Origin of the sequence: Sorangium sp. So ce375 (assembly GCF_051473855.1) — a bacterium.
Classification (GTDB): domain Bacteria; phylum Myxococcota_A; class Polyangia; order Polyangiales; family Polyangiaceae; genus Sorangium.
On record NZ_CP150335.1, the window covers coordinates 7,846,376 to 7,864,292 of the forward strand.

The following is a 17,917-nucleotide window of genomic DNA, read 5'->3' on the forward strand; positions in this document are numbered from 1 at the left end:
GAGAGCGCGAGCGATCTGGGCTCGACGTTCCGCGGTGTTCGACGGACGAGGCATCCTGCACCCCTGCGCGCGCTGGCGCGTCAGTTTGTTGGTTGGTCGTACAACCAACTTATGGAGCGGCCTCAGCCGCGTGTCAAGGAGGCGCTCGGGCTGCTCGGGCAGGATCACGCCGACCGAGCCGCAGGTGCGGCGAGTAAGCTTCGGCGTCTCGCCATCCAAGGAGCTCGATCGATGACGTCGCGTCCTTCCACGCTGATGCTCGCGGGGCTGCTCTCCTGCGCCGGCCTCGTCTCCTCGTCCTGCGCATCGCCGCCACCGACCGACGGTGCGGCCGGACATGCCGGCGCCGGCTCGGGTACGAGCGGGCACGGCAGCGCCGGCGCGGGCGGCGCAGGCGGAGAGGCCGGCACAGGCGGAGAGGCCGGCGCAGGCGGATACGGCGGAGAGGCCGGCGCGGGCGGAGACGGCGGCGCTGGCAGCGCTGGCGGAGGCGGGCCAGGCGGCGGGGAATCCGAGCTCCTCTCGGGGCTGGACGAGGCCAACGCGCCTCTCAGGGCGGTGGGACGGCTGAGGGGCGGCCTGGGCTCCGGGGCCTGCACCGCCGTTCTCGTCGACCCTGCGGGGCGCCTGGAAGCGCCGGCGCACGTGCTGACCAACGCCCACTGTACCCACGAGTGGACCGCGGAGGCCGCGGCCAACGCGGTGTTCGTGGATACCGAGGCGGCCCCGGATCTCCAGATGATCTTCAACTACTTCGTCGACACGGAGGAGACGCAGGTGGTGATCCCGGCGAGGACGATCCGCTACGCGACGATGAAGGGCACCGATCTCGCGGTCGTCGAGCTGGACGCCACGATCGGCGCGCTCGCGGCGCGCGGCGTCGTCGCGCTCGGCGTCGCGCCCTCGGCGCCGTCTCCAGGCGCGCCCGTGTCGGTGGTGGGCGCGCCGCAGCTCGAGGTGGAGTTTTTGCGGCGCGCTCGCTGCACCGAGGAGGGCACCTTCGATGTCGTCGAGCACCGCTGGCACTGGTTCGACGCGCACCGGAACCGCTGCGCCGGCATCGCGAACGGCAGCTCCGGCTCGCCGGTCCTGGATCGATCGCAGCGGGTCTATGCGATCGTCAACACCACGACCCTCGGGAGCCCGCCCGACGGCGACTGCTTCCTCGGCAGGCCTTGCGAGATCGACGCGCCCCCCGGCCTGTCGGCCGAGGGCGCGAGCTACGCCATCGACGTGACCGGCGTGGGCGCCTGCTTCGGGGACGACGGTCGCTTCGCGCTGGATCGCGAGGGCTGCGCGCTGGATGCCGGCCGGGCGCTCGACGTGCTGGCCTATCCCCTTCCCCGCGAGCGGCCGAGCGATCCGGCGACCGGCGCGGCGAACACCTGGGATGTGACGCTCGGCGAGCGGGACGGGCTCGGGTTCTTCCGCTACAAGCTGGGGCGCGCCGGTGAGATCGACTGCCGCCGGCAAGAGGGCTACTCGGCGCCGATCACGCTCGATTCCCAGGCGCTGTCGGCCCTCGTCCTGCCCGAGGCCGAGGGGGTCCACCTGCTCTGCGCCCTCGCCGGCCCGACGGCGACTCCGGACGCCGCGTGGCAGCCGCTCTCGTTCCCCACGGTCGTGCTCACCACGATCGACACGACCCCGCCCTCGCGCCGGCCCGAGCTCTCGCGCGGGGGCGACGCGACCGAGGGCATGCGCGTCGAGCCGATCTTCTCCCTGCCCGAGCTCGCCGACTTCGAGTACCGCCTCGGCCCGCGAGACACGACCGACTGCGGTGATCCGGCCGCTGAATGGCTCAGGTACAGGCGGTTTCCCATCTTTGTCGCCCCCCGCGACCTGCCGGCCCGGTTCTGCGTGCGCCCGACGGACTGGGTAGGCAACGTGGGGGAGCCGTTCGAGTACCTGCTTCCCGACTGAGCGCCTCCGCCCCTCCTCGCGAAGGTCGCGCTTTATCGGCGACCCGGAGGTGATCGAGCGCGCCCCCTCACGGGCGACGGGCGCAGCGCGCCGGAGCGCAGGCGGCTCAGGCCCTCAGGAGGAGCTCGAACCCTTCCGCCGCGAGCCCCTTGAACACGGTCGGCCCCGTCCGTCGGAACCCTAGCTTCTCCAGCACCCTGACCGACGCGACATTCTCGAGCATCGCGTGCGCGACGAGGCGGGAGAGCTGGAGCTCCTCGGCTGCATACCGGATGCACGCCGCGGCTGCCTCCGTCGCGTAGCCTCTGCCCCAGTGCTTCCGGAAGAAGCGGTACCCGAGGTCCGCGACCCCGTGGTCGTCGTGCCACCTCAGCCCGCACCAGCCGAGCTTTTCCCCTGTCTCCCGGTCCGAAACGACGAGCCGGCCCATGCGGTAGTCCTCGAACTGGCGCGCGAGCCGCGCGACGACCGCGCGCGCCTCATCGTCGCTCGCGAACGCGGCGTCGCCGGTGTACCGGACCACTTCGGGATCCGAGTTCAGCTGCATCATGAACGGGACGTCGGAGGGCCGGTGCGGGCGGAGGTCCAGGCGCTCCGTCGAGAAGAGGGCAATGTCGTCATCATCGGTGGGAAGGCCAGGCACCCGGCAATCCTACCCCGTCCGCCACGGCGGTGCAGCGCTGGAGCGCGAGCCCCCCACCACGGGGCGCCGCCGCGCGTGGCTCGGGCGCGCGTCGCCGGACATGACGAGGGGCGCAACGCGCCGGTGATGCGGTGCGTGGCCGCGCGTCACGGTGACCGCCGGCGACCGCCGCCGGTGAGTCGACGCCGATCCGGCCGCTGCAGAGGGTCGCCATCGACGGCGTATCGGTCGCTCCCGATGCCATGTCGGTCGCTCCTGATGCCGTGTCGGTCGCTCACGAGGTCGTCGCGCCGGGTGTTCCAGTGAAGCCATGCTGCCGCGGCTTGACGAGCGCACCGCGCGCTCGCCGCGCCGGCCCCCACGCCGCCGGCAGCGCTCCGGGCGCGCCCTCGCCAAGCGCCGTGTTCGCCATTTCCGGTTCCATGCGCGGCCGTCTCCCGATTCTCGCGTTGGTGCTCGCTTGGCACCGATGCGCGCTCGAGGACGCGAGCTGCTGTCTTTCCATGGGTTCGCCCTGATCGACCCTCGATATCTGCAATACCACCACCTTCGCGGATCGCGCGGCGCTCCCCCGGCGCGAGGACGAATGGGCGCCGGCGGTTCGACGAGCCTCGTGGCCGTCAACCCCTCATCGAGGGCTTGGTGAACCGCCCCCATTAACTTAGGATCGCTCTAGACACAGCGGGTCGGCGACTGGAGCCCTCGAGCGCTGGCCGCACCCGGCCACGCGCGCGTCGTGGCGCGACCTGTCGGGTGCCGCATCGACGCATCGCCCTGACTTTTCGTACCGGCAATTGGTGGGACTCTCATCGAGGAGTCGGTGCGGGGCGCGGGCGGAGATCCGTCCCGGAGTCGGCCTTCGCCCGATTCACTCGCCTGCTGGGCTCCACCTCATCTGAACATAGCTGTCTGCGGGTCGAGCGCATTGAAGCTCGGAATCGATAGAAAGGCGGAGTCACATGCGAAAGTATCGAGCGAGTGCGGTTTCTGCTGGAATCGTCGCCGGGTTTGCCGGTGTGATGGCCAGCGCAGGCGCGAGCTGGGCCGGCGATTCGCCAGGGGTCAATGCGGAGGCCGGTGCGTCGGACGAGATGGGGCACCACCTGCCCGGCAAGGGCAAGGGGTACGTGGGGCAGCAGCAGATGCTGAAGGGGGAGCGCGGTCCCCAGGGCGAGCGCGGTCCCCAGGGCGAGCGCGGTCCCCAGGGTCCGCAAGGTCCCAAGGGCGAGCGCGGCGAACCGGGCGCCCAGGGGCCCGCGGGGCCGGCAGGCACGGCGGGGCTCATCGGTCCCCAGGGCCTCCAGGGCCTCAAGGGCGTCGACGGCACTCAGGGCCTCAAGGGCGCCGACGGCGCGCGCGGTCCGCAGGGGCCCTCTGGGCCCATGGGACCCAAGGGCGAGCGCGGTGAACCCGGCCCGCAGGGGCCGGCAGGCACGGCGGGGCTCATCGGTCCTCAGGGCTTCAAGGGCGTCGCCGGCGCTCAGGGCCTCAAGGGCGCCGACGGCGCGCGCGGTCCGCAGGGTCTGCAAGGTCCCAAGGGCGAGCGCGGCGAACCCGGCCCGCAGGGTCCGGCAGGCACGGCGGGGCTCATCGGTCCCCAGGGCCTCCAGGGCTTCAAGGGCGTCGACGGCGCGCGCGGTCCTCAGGGTCCGCAAGGTCCCAAGGGCGAGCGCGGTGAACCCGGCCCGCAGGGGTCCGCGGGGCTCATCGGTCCCCAGGGCCTCCAGGGCTTCAAGGGCGTCGACGGCGCTCAGGGCCTCAAGGGCGCCGATGGCGCGCGCGGTCCTCAGGGTCCCGCCGGGCCCATGGGACCCAAGGGCGAGCGCGGTGAACCCGGCCCCCAGGGGTCCGCGGGGCTCATCGGTCCCCAGGGCCTCCAGGGCTTCAAGGGCGTCGACGGCGCTCAGGGCCTCAAGGGCGCCGATGGCGCGCGCGGTCCTCAGGGTCCCGCCGGGCCCATGGGACCCAAGGGCGAGCGCGGTGAGCCCGGCACCCAGGGGCTCGCCGGGCACATCGGTCCTCAGGGCCTCAAGGGCGTCGACGGCGCGCGTGGTCTCCAGGGCCCGGTCGGACCCAAGGGCGAGATGGGTCCGCAGGGCCCGGTCGGACCCAAGGGCGAGATGGGTCCGCAAGGCCCGGTCGGACCCAAGGGCGAGCTCGGTCCTCAGGGACCCGCTGGCCCCAAGGGCGAGGTCGGTCCGCAAGGCCCGATCGGACCCAAGGGTGAGCGCGGCGAGCGCGGCGCCCAGGGGCCCGCGGGCACCATCGGTCTCCAGGGCATCAAGGGCGTCGACGGCGCTCAGGGCCTCAAGGGTGCCGACGGCGCGCGCGGTCCTCAGGGTCCCGCCGGGCCCATGGGACCCAAGGGCGAGCGTGGCGAACCCGGCCCCCAGGGGCTCGCCGGGCACATCGGTCCTCAGGGCCTCAAGGGCGTCGACGGCGCTCAGGGCCTCAAGGGCGTCGACGGCGCGCGCGGTCCTCAGGGTCCCGCTGGCCCCAAGGGCGAGCTCGGTCCTCAGGGTCCCGCTGGCCCCAAGGGCGAGGTCGGTCCGCAAGGCCCGGTCGGACCCAAGGGTGAGCGCGGCGAGCGCGGCGCCCAGGGGCCCGCGGGCGTCATCGGTCTCCAGGGCATCAAGGGCGTCGACGGCGCTCAGGGCCTCAAGGGTGCCGACGGCGCGCGCGGTCCTCAGGGTCCCGCTGGCCCCAAGGGCGAGCTCGGTCCTCAGGGACCCGCTGGCCCCATGGGACCCAAGGGCGAGCGCGGCGAGCGCGGCGAGCGCGGCGCCCAGGGGCCCGCGGGCATCATCGGTCTCCAGGGCATCAAGGGCGTCGACGGCGCTCAGGGCCTCAAGGGTGCCGACGGCGCGCGCGGTCCTCAGGGTCCCGCCGGGCCCAAGGGCGAGCTCGGTCCTCAGGGGCCCGCTGGCCCCATGGGACCCAAGGGCGAGCGCGGCGAGCGCGGCCCCCAGGGGCCCGCGGGCATCATCGGTCTCCAGGGCCTCAAGGGCGTCGACGGCGCTCAGGGCCTCAAGGGTGCCGACGGCGCGCGCGGTCCTCAGGGTCCCGCTGGCCCCAAGGGCGAGGTCGGTCCGCAAGGCCCGGCCGGACCCAAGGGCGAGCGCGGCGCCCAGGGGCCCGCGGGCATCATCGGTCTCCAGGGCATCAAGGGCGTCGACGGCGCTCAGGGCCTCAAGGGTGCCGACGGCGCGCGCGGTCCCCAGGGCCTCGCTGGGCCCATGGGACCCAAGGGCGAGCGCGGCCCGCAGGGGCCGGCCGGATCGCCCGGGCTCGCGAAGATCCACGTGGTCTCCGTGACGCGCGAGGCGGCGCCCGCGAGCGCGTTCGTCAACGTCAAGGCGCTCTGCAACGCGGGTGAGGTCGTGCTCAGCGGCGGATTCTCAATCACCGGCGCCGCGCAGGGGACCAGCAGGGTGGTCGAGAACTCGCCGTTCGACGCCGCCGCGGAAGGCCGCGCAGGCTGGACCTCGACCGCCGTCTTCGAGAGCGGCTTCGGCAAGAAGGCGCAGACGGTGACGCTGACCACCTTCGCGGTCTGCGCCGAGGTGCCCGAGCGCTGATCCCGGAAGAGCGGAGGGCCGTGCTCGAGTGAGCACGAGCCCACCCCTCGACCAGCTGTCCCCTGCTCCTCCACCACTGCCCGAGGAGAGGGGACAGCTGGCTCCGCGCCTCACCTGGCTCCCCGCACGCCGCACGGCAGCGGCCCCGCGCACACAACCCCACCCACCGCCCACCCTGCAAGCCATCGCGGCCCGCCTGCGCTCCCAGGAGCCAGGCCATGGTCAGCGATGCGCCGGACCAGGTCGCGGCCCGCCCCTGAACGCCTTGCGCCACACGCCGCAGCGGCGCCCGCGCCCGCCAGGGAGGCGCCCACCGCACATTCACCCACAAAAGCGACGGTTGCCCCTACCCGACCACCATCAGCCACCTCGGACGAATATATCCAACCAAGGCGTAACGCAGCTTGCACGCTTTTCGCATGACTTCCTGGCCTGTGACAGCGCGGACCTCCAATTCGCCCACGGCGCGGAAGATACGCGGCGTTCGGTCAGTTCTGCCGAAATGTCGACACGGCACAGCTGCTGTTCTGGATCGGGGCGAGCCGTCGTGGCGACCATGTGAAGCCGCCGTGACGCTCTTTGTCTCAGCTGTCGCCATCTGCCACAAGCGTCATTGCACGTAGTCAGCGGACAGGCCGATGAAGGCATTCCCCTCACTTCAATCCAGCGGTGCCACGCATATCGAGGCGCACACAGAGATTTCTCCTCGTTTCGTGTGTGGACCCTGTGGTAATTTGCCCCGCTGCATGAGCACGCGAAGGAGGGGTTTCTCTCAGATCGGACCACATGCGCCCGAAGCGCACCCCAGAGGGGAACCATGAGCATAGATTACGCTATGAAGACCACCGCGCCTGCGACGATGCCCCGAGCACGCCACGAGCGCCTCGTGATCGCGCACGTGCTGAACTCTTTCCAGGTGGGCGGCGCCGAGCAGGTCGTGGTGGATCTGGCCGGGCTGCAGCGCGCCGCGGGGCACGAGGTGATGGTCGTCGGCATCGAGACGAACCCCGACGGGCCGCGCGCGGCGCAGCTCCGGGAGCGCGACGTCGCGGTGCACATGCTGCCCAAGCGCTCCGGCTTCGACATCAAGCTCCCCGGGAAGCTCGCGGCGCTCTTCGCCAAGCACGGTGTCTCCATCGTGCACTCGCACAACCAGCAGCCGCTCATCTACGCGACGGCCGCGGGCCGGCTGCACCGCGTGCCCGTGTGCCACACGCTGCACGGCGCGATGTTCGATCAGGGTCGCAGGGCGTGGCTGCGGCACATGGCCGCCAAGCTCGCCGACGCGCACGTGGCGGTGTCGCAGTCGACGGCCGACTTCATGTTGAAGCACAACGAGGTGCCGAGCTCGAAGCTCCATGTGGTCTTGAACGGCATCGACCTCTCCCGGTTCCGGCCGGACGCCGCGGCCCGGCACCGCATCCGAGCCGAGCTCGGGATCCCCCAGGGCGCGTGGGTCGCCGGGGCGGTCGGGCGCCTGTCGCAGGTCAAGAACCACGCGCTCCTGCTCCGCGCGGCGGCGACCGCGGGGATCCTGTCGGGCAACTCGGACGACGCGCGCCTCCTCCTCGTCGGGGACGGGCCGGAAGCGGCCTCGCTGCGCGACCTCGCCGGAGGGCTCGGCATCGGCGACCGCGTGATCTTCGCCGGCGAACGGCACGACGTGCCGGAGCTCCTCGCCGCGAGCGACGTCTTCGTCCTGTCGTCGAAGTCGGAGGGGCTCCCGCTCTCCATGGTCGAGGCGATGGCCACGGGGTTGCCCGTGGTCTCGACCGCCGTGGGCGGCATCCCTGCCCTGATCGCCGACGGGGAGACAGGCTTCCTCGTCCCGTCGGAGGACGAGGGCGCGCTCGCCGCCAAGCTCGCCACGCTCAAGGGCGATCCCATGTGGTCCCAGGCGATGGGCAAGCGCGGAAGGAAGCTCGCGGTCGGGCGCTACTCGGCGGAGCGCATGATGGCGAGCTACATGGATATCTACGAGACGCTCATCGTCCGGCGCGAGTCGGATCGGCGAGGCGTGCTGCGGCCGAGCGAGCTGCTCGCCGGCCTGAGCGCGTAAGCCCGGCCAGCTGCTCGCCGGCTCGAATCCGTCACCCAGCGAGCAGCTCGCCGCTCGAATCCATCCCCCAGCGAGCAGCTCGCCGGTTCGACTCCAGCTCCACGCACGCGAGCGACCCACGGAGGGCGCGAGCGAGCCTGTCGCCCGGCTCCGCGCGCCCGCCGTCGCTGCTCGACGCTCGCGTCAAGGCGCGCGGGGGATCGTCGAGCGCGCGCACGGGATCGTCGAGAGCGACCGCGGCGGCGAGAGCGACGACGCCCGGGAACCCCGCGCCTGGAGGCGACCCGATTGCGACCGCTCGTCCAGCGCGCCGCGGTCGCGCACGTCCCTCGCCGGTGCGAGCGCGCTCCGGGGCGGCGGCACGAGCGTGCTCCGCGGCGGCGGCACGAGCGTGCTCCGGGGCAGCGCGAGCGCGGCGTGCGCCTGGCGCACCGCCGCGAGCATCGATCGCGCATCCGGCCAGCGATCCGCCTGCGCGAACTCGAGCGCGCGGTCCACCACCCGCACCACGGCCGGGACCATCGACGGCGCGATCCGCGCGAGCGACGGGATCGGGCAGGTCATCCTGAGGAAGAAGAGCTCGTTGACCGTCGGCGCCTCCTGCACATACCGGTCCGTGAGCAGCGAAAACATCGTCGCGCCCAGCGCCCAGAGGTCCGTCCGCGCATCGACGAGGTCCCACCGCGCGCGGGCCTGCTCGGGCGGCATGTACGCCGGCGTGCCCATCGCGCGAAGCCCCACAAGGGAGGTTTGCCCCGAGGGGACCCCCAGGCGAGCGATGCCGAAATCGAGGATCTTCACCCCGCGATCCCGCGTGAGGAAGATGTTGTCGGGCTTCAGATCCCGGTGGACGACCCCCCTCGCGTGCGCGGCCGTGAGCACCTCCAGGATCTGCTCGCTCAGCGAGAGGACCTCGGCAGCAGGGAGCGGCCCCCTCTGCGCCTTCCAGCGCTGGAGCAGGGTCTCTCCCTCGAGGAGCTCCATCACGAGGAAGGGCACGCCGTCCTCGGTCACGTCGTCCGCGATCACCGCGGCGACCCCGGGGTGATCCACGGTCTGCGCGATGGCCTTCTCGCGGAGGAACCGGGCGCGCTCGCTCCGGTCCCTCGCCCTCTCGGGGTGCAGCAGCTTGATCGCGACCCGATGGCCCCTCCGATGCGTCGCGGCATACACGGCCGCCATGCCGCCGAGGCCGATCAGCGCGTCCAGCCGCCACACGCCGTTGAGCGACGTTCCCACCTGTGCCTGCGCTCTCTGGACATGCGTGACATTCTCGAAGTCCATCGCTGGTCCTCTCCGTGCCCTCGGGCCAACGGCCCTCCCGGCGCTCGCGACGCGCGACGCAGGACGGCCTCTCTGCTCTGCGTTTCCCGTGTCCCAGCGACAGCGCTACGATCGAATCGGCGCTCCGCGACAGCAGGTTCGGGGCGCAGCTCGCCGACACCGCGACCCGCCCGGCCGCCCTGCGTTACCGACACAGGCGCCGCGGGGGTGCGGCGGTAGCCAACAACACGTCATTTCATCGGAAAAGTTCAGCAAACCCTGCGCCACGCCACCGCGCGCCTCGCGCACCGCGGCCCATGGCGCGGCCGCATGGGGCGAATCGCCCCATGCGGCAAGATGCCCCGACCATTGTGGTACCGCAGAGCCTCCTCTCGTCCTTGTGAAAGAGCAGCTGGACGTACTCGGAGGTCATCGGACGTGATCGGACGTGATGAACATCGCGAGGGCTTGAGCTCAGTGGAGGCCCTTCATGGTCGGGTCACCCAGCTTGAACGCCGAGAGCGCTTGCCGGATGAAGACGGGGACCGAGACGTAGCTCTCGAGCGCGCTGCAGGCGCGGTTCGAGGAGCACGTGCACTTGTAGAAATCGCTGAAGTCGTCATCGTCCGCGTCGGCGTCCGCCTTGCAGCCGGGCACGCCTTCCCGCAGGACCTCGCCGTCGTCCGCGATGGCGGCGATCGTCGGATCCCACCGCACGATCGGCTGCCCGCTCTCCGGGCTCAGCTTCACTTTGTGCCAGTCCGCCTTGCCGTCGCCGTCGAGGTCGGGCCCCGGCTCCGTGACATACGCCTTCGCCAGGAGCTCATTCCCATACTCCAGGACGCGGGCGCCGATGCCCTTCTGCACGACCTTGCCGAAGACGGTCTCGGTCCCGTACGCCTTCGCCACGAACACCTTCCCGGAAGGATGATGGAGCTCGATCCGGCTCGGGAAGCCGGGATCCGTGTCTGCGCCGATCTCCCAGACGCGCATCATGTCCAGCCACTTCTCCTTCTGGTTCTCGGGCAGGTAGAGGAGGGTCCATGCGATGAGGAACTTCTGCTGCTCCCAGCCGACCTGCGGGTCGAGGATGGCGACCTTGGCCGGGGCCCGCGGGTTCCACGGCGAGCTGTCGACCGCGCCGTACGAGCTGCAGACGATGCTGCCGGCGCCGGGGAAGCAGCTCTCCGGCCCGCTCTCGGCCCACCACGAGGTCCAGCCGAGCGCGCCGGCGGGGTACCCGCTCGCGTCCCTGAGCGGCCGGCCGCGCTGGTCCGCCTCGACGCGCACGCCCTTGATGGCGTCATCCCCCGTGAGGTTGTTGCCGAGCCAGCGGCGGTACCCTTCGGGGAAGACGTCGGCGAGCGAGACCGCGCGGTAGCGCGCGTCGAGAAAGTCGTGCCGCGAGTCGCTGATGAAGTTGTCGACCGACTCGGTCATCAGCATCGACACCCACGCTTTGTCGTAATAGGCGCCGGCGTTCATCGTGTACGACGAGTCGTACTCGCCCTTGTCCTCCGCGAGCGCGTTCTCGAGCGGCTTGCCTCCAAGGGCGATGTCGCCGAAATAGCCCGTCGCGCCGTTCGGGACGACCACCAGCGCATCGCCGGGATCGCCGAAGACGTCGCTCGATGACCGGAGGACGGTCTCTCCTTTCGGGAGGAAGTGCTCCCCCGGCTGGGGGCGCGCCAGCTGGAGCGCGAAGTGATCGAACGCGATCCCGGCCGCGAGGGTGTTCTCCTTGAAGAGGTTGTTCGCGGCCTGGACCCAGAAGGTGTCGAAGTCGTAGCCGCGGTCCAGCGCGAACTCGCGGTAGATGTTCATGACGAGCCCGAGGCCCTTCGCGCCGTCGCGCATCTTCGCGTTGTATCGGTTCAGGGTCCGCTCCGACGCCGCGCGCACGCTGAAGGCCTGCCGGCCGCGGCGGTAGTTGTCGAAGATGTGATTCACCTCCTGCTGCGTGACGAAGAAGTTGAAGAGCTCGTAGGCGTCCGCGCCGTTGTCGTGCCGGTACACGCTCAGGTTGCCGAGGTCGGCCCACCGGTCGGTCGCGAAGCCATAGGGCACGCGGGTCCGCCCCGCCGGGTCCACCGAGGGCCCCTTCACGTCCTTCGGCGTCGCCAGCGCGCGCCACGTCACGTAATCGACCTTCTGCTGCCGGCACCGCGTGTACTTGCCGCCGATCGACACGATCTGGCCGTCGAGCAAGGGGCTCCAGACGCCGTCCCGCTCCTCGTCCCAGTCCGAGGGCACGTACGCGCTCGGGTCGACCTCCACGCAGCTCCTCGGCTGGATCAGCTCGAATTTGTTCTGCAGGTCGGAGTAATGGATGTCCTCGTCGTCGTACTCGGGCTGGAACCCGAGGATGCCGCCGAAGTCGTCGATCTTCGCGAGCATGCCCTTGCCGCGCGGGGTCGTCGCCTTGTAGCTCGGGTCGGCGTGCACGGCGACGGCGTCGCCGTAGAACATGCGCGCCGCGGCGAAGTCGTAGGCGCCGAGCCCCATGAGGTCCTGCGTGGGCTCGCCGGCGTAATCCATCGTCGACGATTGCATGAACATCCAGATCAGGTTCTTCCGCTCGTCGTCGGTGACAGGGTCGTAGTACCGCGGCCCGACGCAGGCCTCGCCGTCGTCCGAGAGCGTCTCGCACGGCGTCTTCACCCGCCCGTTGCTCGTGCGCAGCTGCCAGTACTGCGGCCGGTAGCCCCAGGCATCGGAAGAGCTCACGAAATTGTGCCGCAGCCCGACGGAGTGGCCCATCTCGTGGAGGACCACCGAGTAGTGCACGCGCTGCGCGAGGTACCGCCGCATGGCCTCGGCGCGCTTCGCCTCCTGCGCGGCGTCCCCCTCGCCGAAGCGTCCGTACTTGTTCGCGAATTTCTCCTCGAGGAGATCCGCCAGATCGGCGCTCGCGAGCGGCGCCGGCGCCTCGCGCATCACGCACGCGCCGCGCTCGGCGAGCGCGATCTCCTTCAGGTTCCCGAGCTCGCGCCGCACGCTCGGGTTCGCCCCTCGGAGGGGCGAGGCGAAGCGCATCACCTCGTCCGTGAGCGGCAGCCCCTCGACGCCGGTGAGCTGCTGGATCGCCTTCGTCGTGAGCTCGGCCTCGAGCTCGGTGCCCGCCGCGGATCTGCGGCGCGCCTCGTAGATCGCGCGCATGCTGTCCGGCGCCGTGGCGTCGGCCGCGATGCCGCGCGCTTCCTTCGCGAGCTTTCGGAGGCTCTCGCGCAGCGCCGGATTGCGCACCATCTGGCCGGCGCCGTCGGAGGTGACCGCTTCGTCCACCCCGGCCGTCCGGGCGATCCGCCGGGCCAGCTCCTCCCGCGTGAACCGCGGCAGCGCGCCGCCCCTCGACGCCCCCTCGCTCGCCTGCACCCAGTCGCGGACGTAATCTCCGTCGGTCACCTCTTCGGTCTTGAGCTCTCCCTTGATGTAGCGGGCCGTGTCCACGACGCCCTGGCTCCAGATATCGTCGACGTGTGTCCAGACATTGATGCTCGACGCGACCTTCTCGCCGGTGAGCGGGTCTTCCGAGTCGCTGTAGATGCCCCAGGCGGAGGGGGCCTGCGGCGCCTCGAAGTTGTTGATCTGGTGATAGCGCAGATCGCCGGTTCGCGCGTTCAGCGCCGCGCCGCACGCCCTCATCAGCTCGGGATCCCGCCCCGCCGCCTTGTGGCGCTCGTCGCTGCACATCCTGGCGGTCACGGCCTCCGGGAGCCGCGGGCCGCCGCACGCCTCGGGGTCGGCGGACTCGACCGGGCTGTGGCACAGCACGATCATCTCGGGCATCTTCGCGAGCGCGATGACGCCCCTCGAGTACCCGCGCCGCGCGCCGATCTCGTCGGCGACGGCCTCGCAGCGCTGCCCCTCGCGCGCCGCGCCGCGCCGGCACGCGTCGACCTCGCGCGCGAGGGCGATGGCGTCGGCGTTGTCGTCCATCTGCCCGTTGTAGACCGGAAATGCCTCGCTGCAGCGCGCTGCGTCGCCCAGCGTCCGGACGCACTCGGCGTATTTGGCCGTGACGACGGCGCTGCGCAGGGCGACGTCCCACTCGTGGGCTGCCCAGTCCGTGGCGGTGAAATAGTCGGGGTTGCTGTTCGACGTCACGTACCACGGCTGCGCCACGGCCTTCCGCCGCTGGTAGGGCAGGGTGCACCGTTGCTTGAAGGTATCGCACCGAGAGCCGGGGCCCACCGCTTCCCTCCCTCCGCCCCAGTCCATCATGGCCCCGGTGACGGCCTCGCACTCGTCCTCGGTCCCGTTCTTGTCCTCGTCGCGGTGCGGATCTGCGCCCACGGGGGTCGTCTCGGGCGTGAAGCACGGGATCTCGCCCGTCATGGTCTCGGGATCGTCGTAGTAGTGGCTGCGTTCCCAGATGTTGTAGCGGGAGATCATGCGGTGCCACTTGGCGTCGCTCATGCCGTAGTTGCGGGCGTACCCGAAGCGCTCTCGCACGAACGCGCCGTACGCTCGAAACCGGTAGCCGTCCCACTCGGCCGGCTCGTAGTCCCGATCGACGACGCGCCGGAAGGACTGCCGGAGGGTGATCTCGACCGGGTTGCAGGAGCCGACCGGCGCCGTGCCGCCCGCGAAGTCCGTGTCGAGCATGCAGGCCGGGAAGCTGTCGATGCCCCACCCGAGGTGGCTGAGATCGACGAGCTGCGGCACCGCGAAGGCTTTGTTGGTGACGTCGAAATATCCCTCCTCGGCGTCGAAGTGGGGCGCGTCGGGGTGGCTCGGGTCGTTGACGTAGTAGGAGAGCGGCTCGTACTGCACGCCGCCGTAGATGCCGATGAGCGACAGCGTGTCGAAGTCGTAGGAGTCGACGTTCAGGTTCTTCGACCAGTCGACCCGCATGTACTCACGCTCATACCATGGACGGTCGGTCGTATTTTCGACGACGACGTTGCTCTCTTCCCCCGTCGCCCGGTTGTAGTCGCGCTGGATGTCGAAGTGCGAGAGGATCTTGTAGGCGACGACCACGACGCCGTCGTCCGTGGCGGCGCCGGCGCCCTTGCCGTCGGAGTCGTTCACGCGCTCGTAGGTGAGGCGCCCGAGCAGCAGGTCTTCCTGGATGACCCACTTGATGCGCGCGACGTCTGCCTGCGCGTACGAGGAGGAGAAGAGCCCGTCCTGCGACGCGCCGTACCCCACGTCGACCACCGTGGTCCGCGCCCAGAACTCGGGATCGTCCTCCCTGCTCTGCAGATCGGCGCCGACGAAGAACGATTTCGCCAGCGCGTTCGCCTGAACCTGGCTGATGGGCGGCCGCTCCTCGGCGCAGCTCGCGATCAAGCTCACCGCTGCCGCGAGCAATGCCTGTCTCACAATCCAACTCATCGCAGAGTCCTCCTCTGGCAGCTCGGTCCCGAGCGTGCATGCCCCCATGAGAACCTCGGCGTCAGTCGCCGTGACGACCGCCCCGGTCGCGCGAGGGGCGTGCCTGCTCGCCCTCGCCGGCACAGCGGCATACCACGTACCACGCGCGCCACCCCCCCGCCATTCCTGGCCAATCCATGGGCATTCGGTGCCTTTCCCCCTCGCGCCCCTCTCCTCGCGCGGCCGCGCTGCGCCGCCGGGCGTTAAGCGATTGACGACCGCTCCCCCCTTTTCCCGCGCCTCTCCATGCACGGACGGAAAACGCGCGTTCCAAGCAGCCAGCGGCTCGACTGTTCCAGTCGCACGCGGCAGGCCCCCGGCGAGGGTGCTCGTGGGCGGAGCGGGGGACGGGCCGTGTTCAACGCCTGTTCCAAGCAGCCAACGGCTCGACTGTTCCCGTCGCACGCGGCAGGCCCCCGGTGAGGGAGCTCGTGGCCGGGGGCCGGGCGGCTCGGCACCCCCGTCTCGCCGCCCCTCGCCTCGCCCCCGAGCCTGCGGTATTCGACCACCTCACCCGATCGGGAGGCCCGCAGTGTCTGACGGAGACGTCCTGCTCTCGAACACCGACGGCGTCATCCTGGCGCAAGGCCCCGCCGTTCTCGTCTGCGAGTGCCGTGGCGACGGCCTCGACCTCGCCGTCCGTCGCGTCGCCGCGTTCGCCCTGATCGCCTCGGTCATCGTGGCAGGCATCGTGGCGTCGCGCGCTGCGCCCTTTCCCATCCTCTTCATCGCGGGCACATGGGCCGCCGGCGCCACCGCCGCGCTGCTCGCCGTCCGCCGCCGCCGCCGGCTCCACGGCCTGTTCCGCCTCGACTTCGAGCGCGCCGAGCTCATCCAAGAGGGCCGCGGCTTCCGGCGGATCCTCCCGATCCAGGCGATCGTCGGCGTCTCGACCCCGCCGGCCTCGGACACGGACGTCGACGAGCCGGGCCTCACCCCGCGCTGGCTGCTCCTCCACCTGTCGACCGGGGAGCAGCTGCGCCTGGGCAGGGCGCCCGCCTATGCGCTCGGGCCCGCGCTCGCCTTCCTCAGGCGGGCCGGCGTCGAGGCGTGAGGCGCGGGCCCGTCGCAGGCCCGCGCCATGCCGTCAAGGGCTGGGGTAGGCTGGACCGAAGTCGTTGCGCATGTCGCGGACCGTCGACAGGAACGGCGTCTTCATGGTCTCGTCCCGGTAGATCGGCTTGACGATGCACGTATCGTTTCCGCACTCCCCCGCTTCGGGGAAAGTCACGTCGGCGACGAGCCAGAACCTGTCGCCCGAGTCCTCCGGAGCGAAGGCGACGGGCACCTCGGGGTCGTAGAAGCCTGTGTGCCCGAGGTCGGCCCCGAGCTCGCCGTTGCAGTAGATCTTGATCCGCGGGTGCACGTCGAACGACACGCTGCCCCCGAAATAGTGCACGGCGATCCGCATCCAGCTCGCCTTGGGCGGGAAATCGACGTTGATGTTCTCGGGCGCGCAGAAGGTCGGATCGTCCGGATCCGTCGTGCGGTGGGCGCACGAGATGTTGTCGAGGTCGAGCCGCGGGCTGTGGCACCCCCTGCCGAGATCGCGCCAGTCGTCCCCCACGCCGCGAGGGGCGTAGTAGCAGCTGTTGTTGGTCTCCTCCGGATCCAGGTACCAGTTCACCGGCTCGGGCGGCGTCGCCGCGTCGCTGAACCACGTGATGGCCGAGCCGCCCGAGAGGCTGTCGAGCGTGCAGTTCCCGTAACCGCACGTCGTGCCCGAGCCGCCGACGGTCCAGGGCTGCATGTTGTTCGGCTTGTGGAGGTAGAGGTCCAGATCGACGCTGGCCGGCTCGTGCTCCCACTCGAGCTCGACGCGGAGGCCCCGGGCGCCGACGAACAGCGGGTAGACGCAAGTCGCTGCCTCGCCGCTCGCCAAAGTCTTCGTGTACGTGACCGTGTATTCGCCCGACTGGAGCGGCTTGAAGTCGTCCGACGGCCCCTCCCCGCCCACCGAGGGGCACGGGCTCACGCCCGGCGGGCACACCACCGTCCACACCTCGGAGCCCGGGCGCGCGTCCTCGCTGAACGAGCCGGTGCCCTCCTTCAGGTCGACGGTCGTGAACGGCGCCGCCTGGAGCGGGTGGCAGCCCGCCACGTCGTTCTGGTGGCAGTTCTCGTCCGCGTGCACGCCGCCGACGCACGGGCCCCACGTGCCGGTCTCGTTGCAGATCTGGGTGCCCGGGAAGCACCCCGGGCTGCGCCGGAACGACGGATCGCCGCGAAAGCAAGAGTGCGCCTGGCCCGCGATGCACCCGCAGATCTCGTCGATCATGCCGTTGCAGTCGTCGTCCAGCCCGGCGTGATCCACGCCGAGCTCATCCACGCCGCACAGCTCCGTCGGACCGCAGGCGCTCCCGCACGGGTTGATCACCACCTGCGGCAAGTCCTCATGCGACCCTCCACCGATATCGTCGAGGAAGCCGCCAAAGCCCTCCGAGTCGCCAGGCTGGGAGCTCGCCCCGTCGGCGCCGCCCGCCCCGCCGGCGCCGACCGCCTCGCCGGTGTGCGGGCTGCCGTCCGCCGTCCCATCGAATGAGAGCCGCTTGCCCTCGGCGCTGCAGCCGGCCGCGAGACCGACGCCCGACGCCGCGGTCGCGATCACGACGGGGAGCACGGAGAGGACACGAAGACGAAACATGATACCTCCACTAGGAGACGTAGACGCGACGTCGCGGCGGGCCCGCGCCCGCTCAGCGCCAGGGCGAAGCGCGCCGCGCACCATGCCCTGCAACATGAAGCAAAGCGGATACCGGTGTCCCCGACGGGCGCGAACGCGCGCATCGGGGTGGCAGATCACGAAGCCCCGCCCCCATCGAGGGATAAGAACGACCGTCTCGCGAACTCAGCAGAGTGAGCCGCAGGAGGAGGACTCCCTAGCACGGACTACGGCCGGCGACGGCGATAATGAGCCGCCGTCAGCCGACGAGACGCGCCCTCGCCAGACGCGGAGTCAGGCGAGCTACCCTATCCGGCAAGGAGTCAGACAAATCATTTTCAGGCGAATCACTACGAAGTATGCCTTACTGGCCGGTGTGGCGTTGCGCCTCACGGCGCCTGCGCGTGGGG

Annotated in this window: 8 protein-coding genes; 4 read left to right on the top strand and 4 right to left on the bottom strand. The window is 71.0% G+C overall.

All coding sequences use genetic code 11. The features are described from left to right. The first annotated feature begins 231 nt into the window (after positions 1–231). On the top strand, positions 232–1,923 hold the full coding sequence (locus WME90_RS28895; protein WP_437275234.1) for a trypsin-like serine peptidase: 1,692 nt from the start codon (positions 232–234) through the stop codon (positions 1,921–1,923). Between the two features lie 106 nt (positions 1,924–2,029). Here WME90_RS28895 and WME90_RS28900 read toward each other — a convergent pair whose 3' ends face one another. After that, on the bottom strand, positions 2,030–2,566 hold the full coding sequence (locus tag WME90_RS28900) for a GNAT family N-acetyltransferase (RefSeq protein WP_437275235.1): 537 nt from the start codon (positions 2,564–2,566) through the stop codon (positions 2,030–2,032). Positions 2,567–3,585: 1,019 nt separating this feature from the next. Here WME90_RS28900 and WME90_RS28905 point away from each other — a divergent pair. After that, a complete protein-coding gene (locus WME90_RS28905) occupies positions 3,586–6,144 on the top strand; it encodes a collagen-like triple helix repeat-containing protein (RefSeq protein ID WP_437275236.1) in 2,559 nt (852 codons plus the stop codon). 835 nt (positions 6,145–6,979) lie between these two features. Next, positions 6,980–8,203, top strand: coding sequence for a glycosyltransferase (locus WME90_RS28910; RefSeq protein WP_437275237.1), 1,224 nt, complete (start codon positions 6,980–6,982; stop codon positions 8,201–8,203). Between the two features lie 183 nt (positions 8,204–8,386). Here WME90_RS28910 and WME90_RS28915 read toward each other — a convergent pair whose 3' ends face one another. Then, entirely contained in the window at positions 8,387–9,487 is a 1,101-nt protein-coding gene (locus WME90_RS28915) for a serine/threonine-protein kinase (RefSeq protein ID WP_437275238.1), read from the bottom strand. A gap of 453 nt (positions 9,488–9,940) precedes the next feature. After that, a complete protein-coding gene (locus tag WME90_RS28920; protein WP_437275239.1) occupies positions 9,941–14,806 on the bottom strand; it encodes a hypothetical protein in 4,866 nt (1,621 codons plus the stop codon). Between the two features lie 571 nt (positions 14,807–15,377). On the opposite strand from WME90_RS28920, the gene WME90_RS28925 reads away from it, so the two are divergent. Next, positions 15,378–15,899 carry a hypothetical protein gene (locus WME90_RS28925; protein ID WP_437275240.1) on the top strand — a complete coding sequence of 174 codons (522 nt, stop codon included), beginning with the start codon at positions 15,378–15,380 and terminating at the stop codon, positions 15,897–15,899. A 33-nt stretch (positions 15,900–15,932) separates the two neighbouring features. On the opposite strand, the gene WME90_RS28930 is transcribed toward WME90_RS28925, so the two are convergent. Then, positions 15,933–17,489: a hypothetical protein gene (locus WME90_RS28930; RefSeq protein WP_437275241.1), complete on the bottom strand. Its 1,557-nt coding sequence runs from the start codon at positions 17,487–17,489 to the stop codon at positions 15,933–15,935. Between the last annotated feature and the right edge of the window lie 428 nt (positions 17,490–17,917).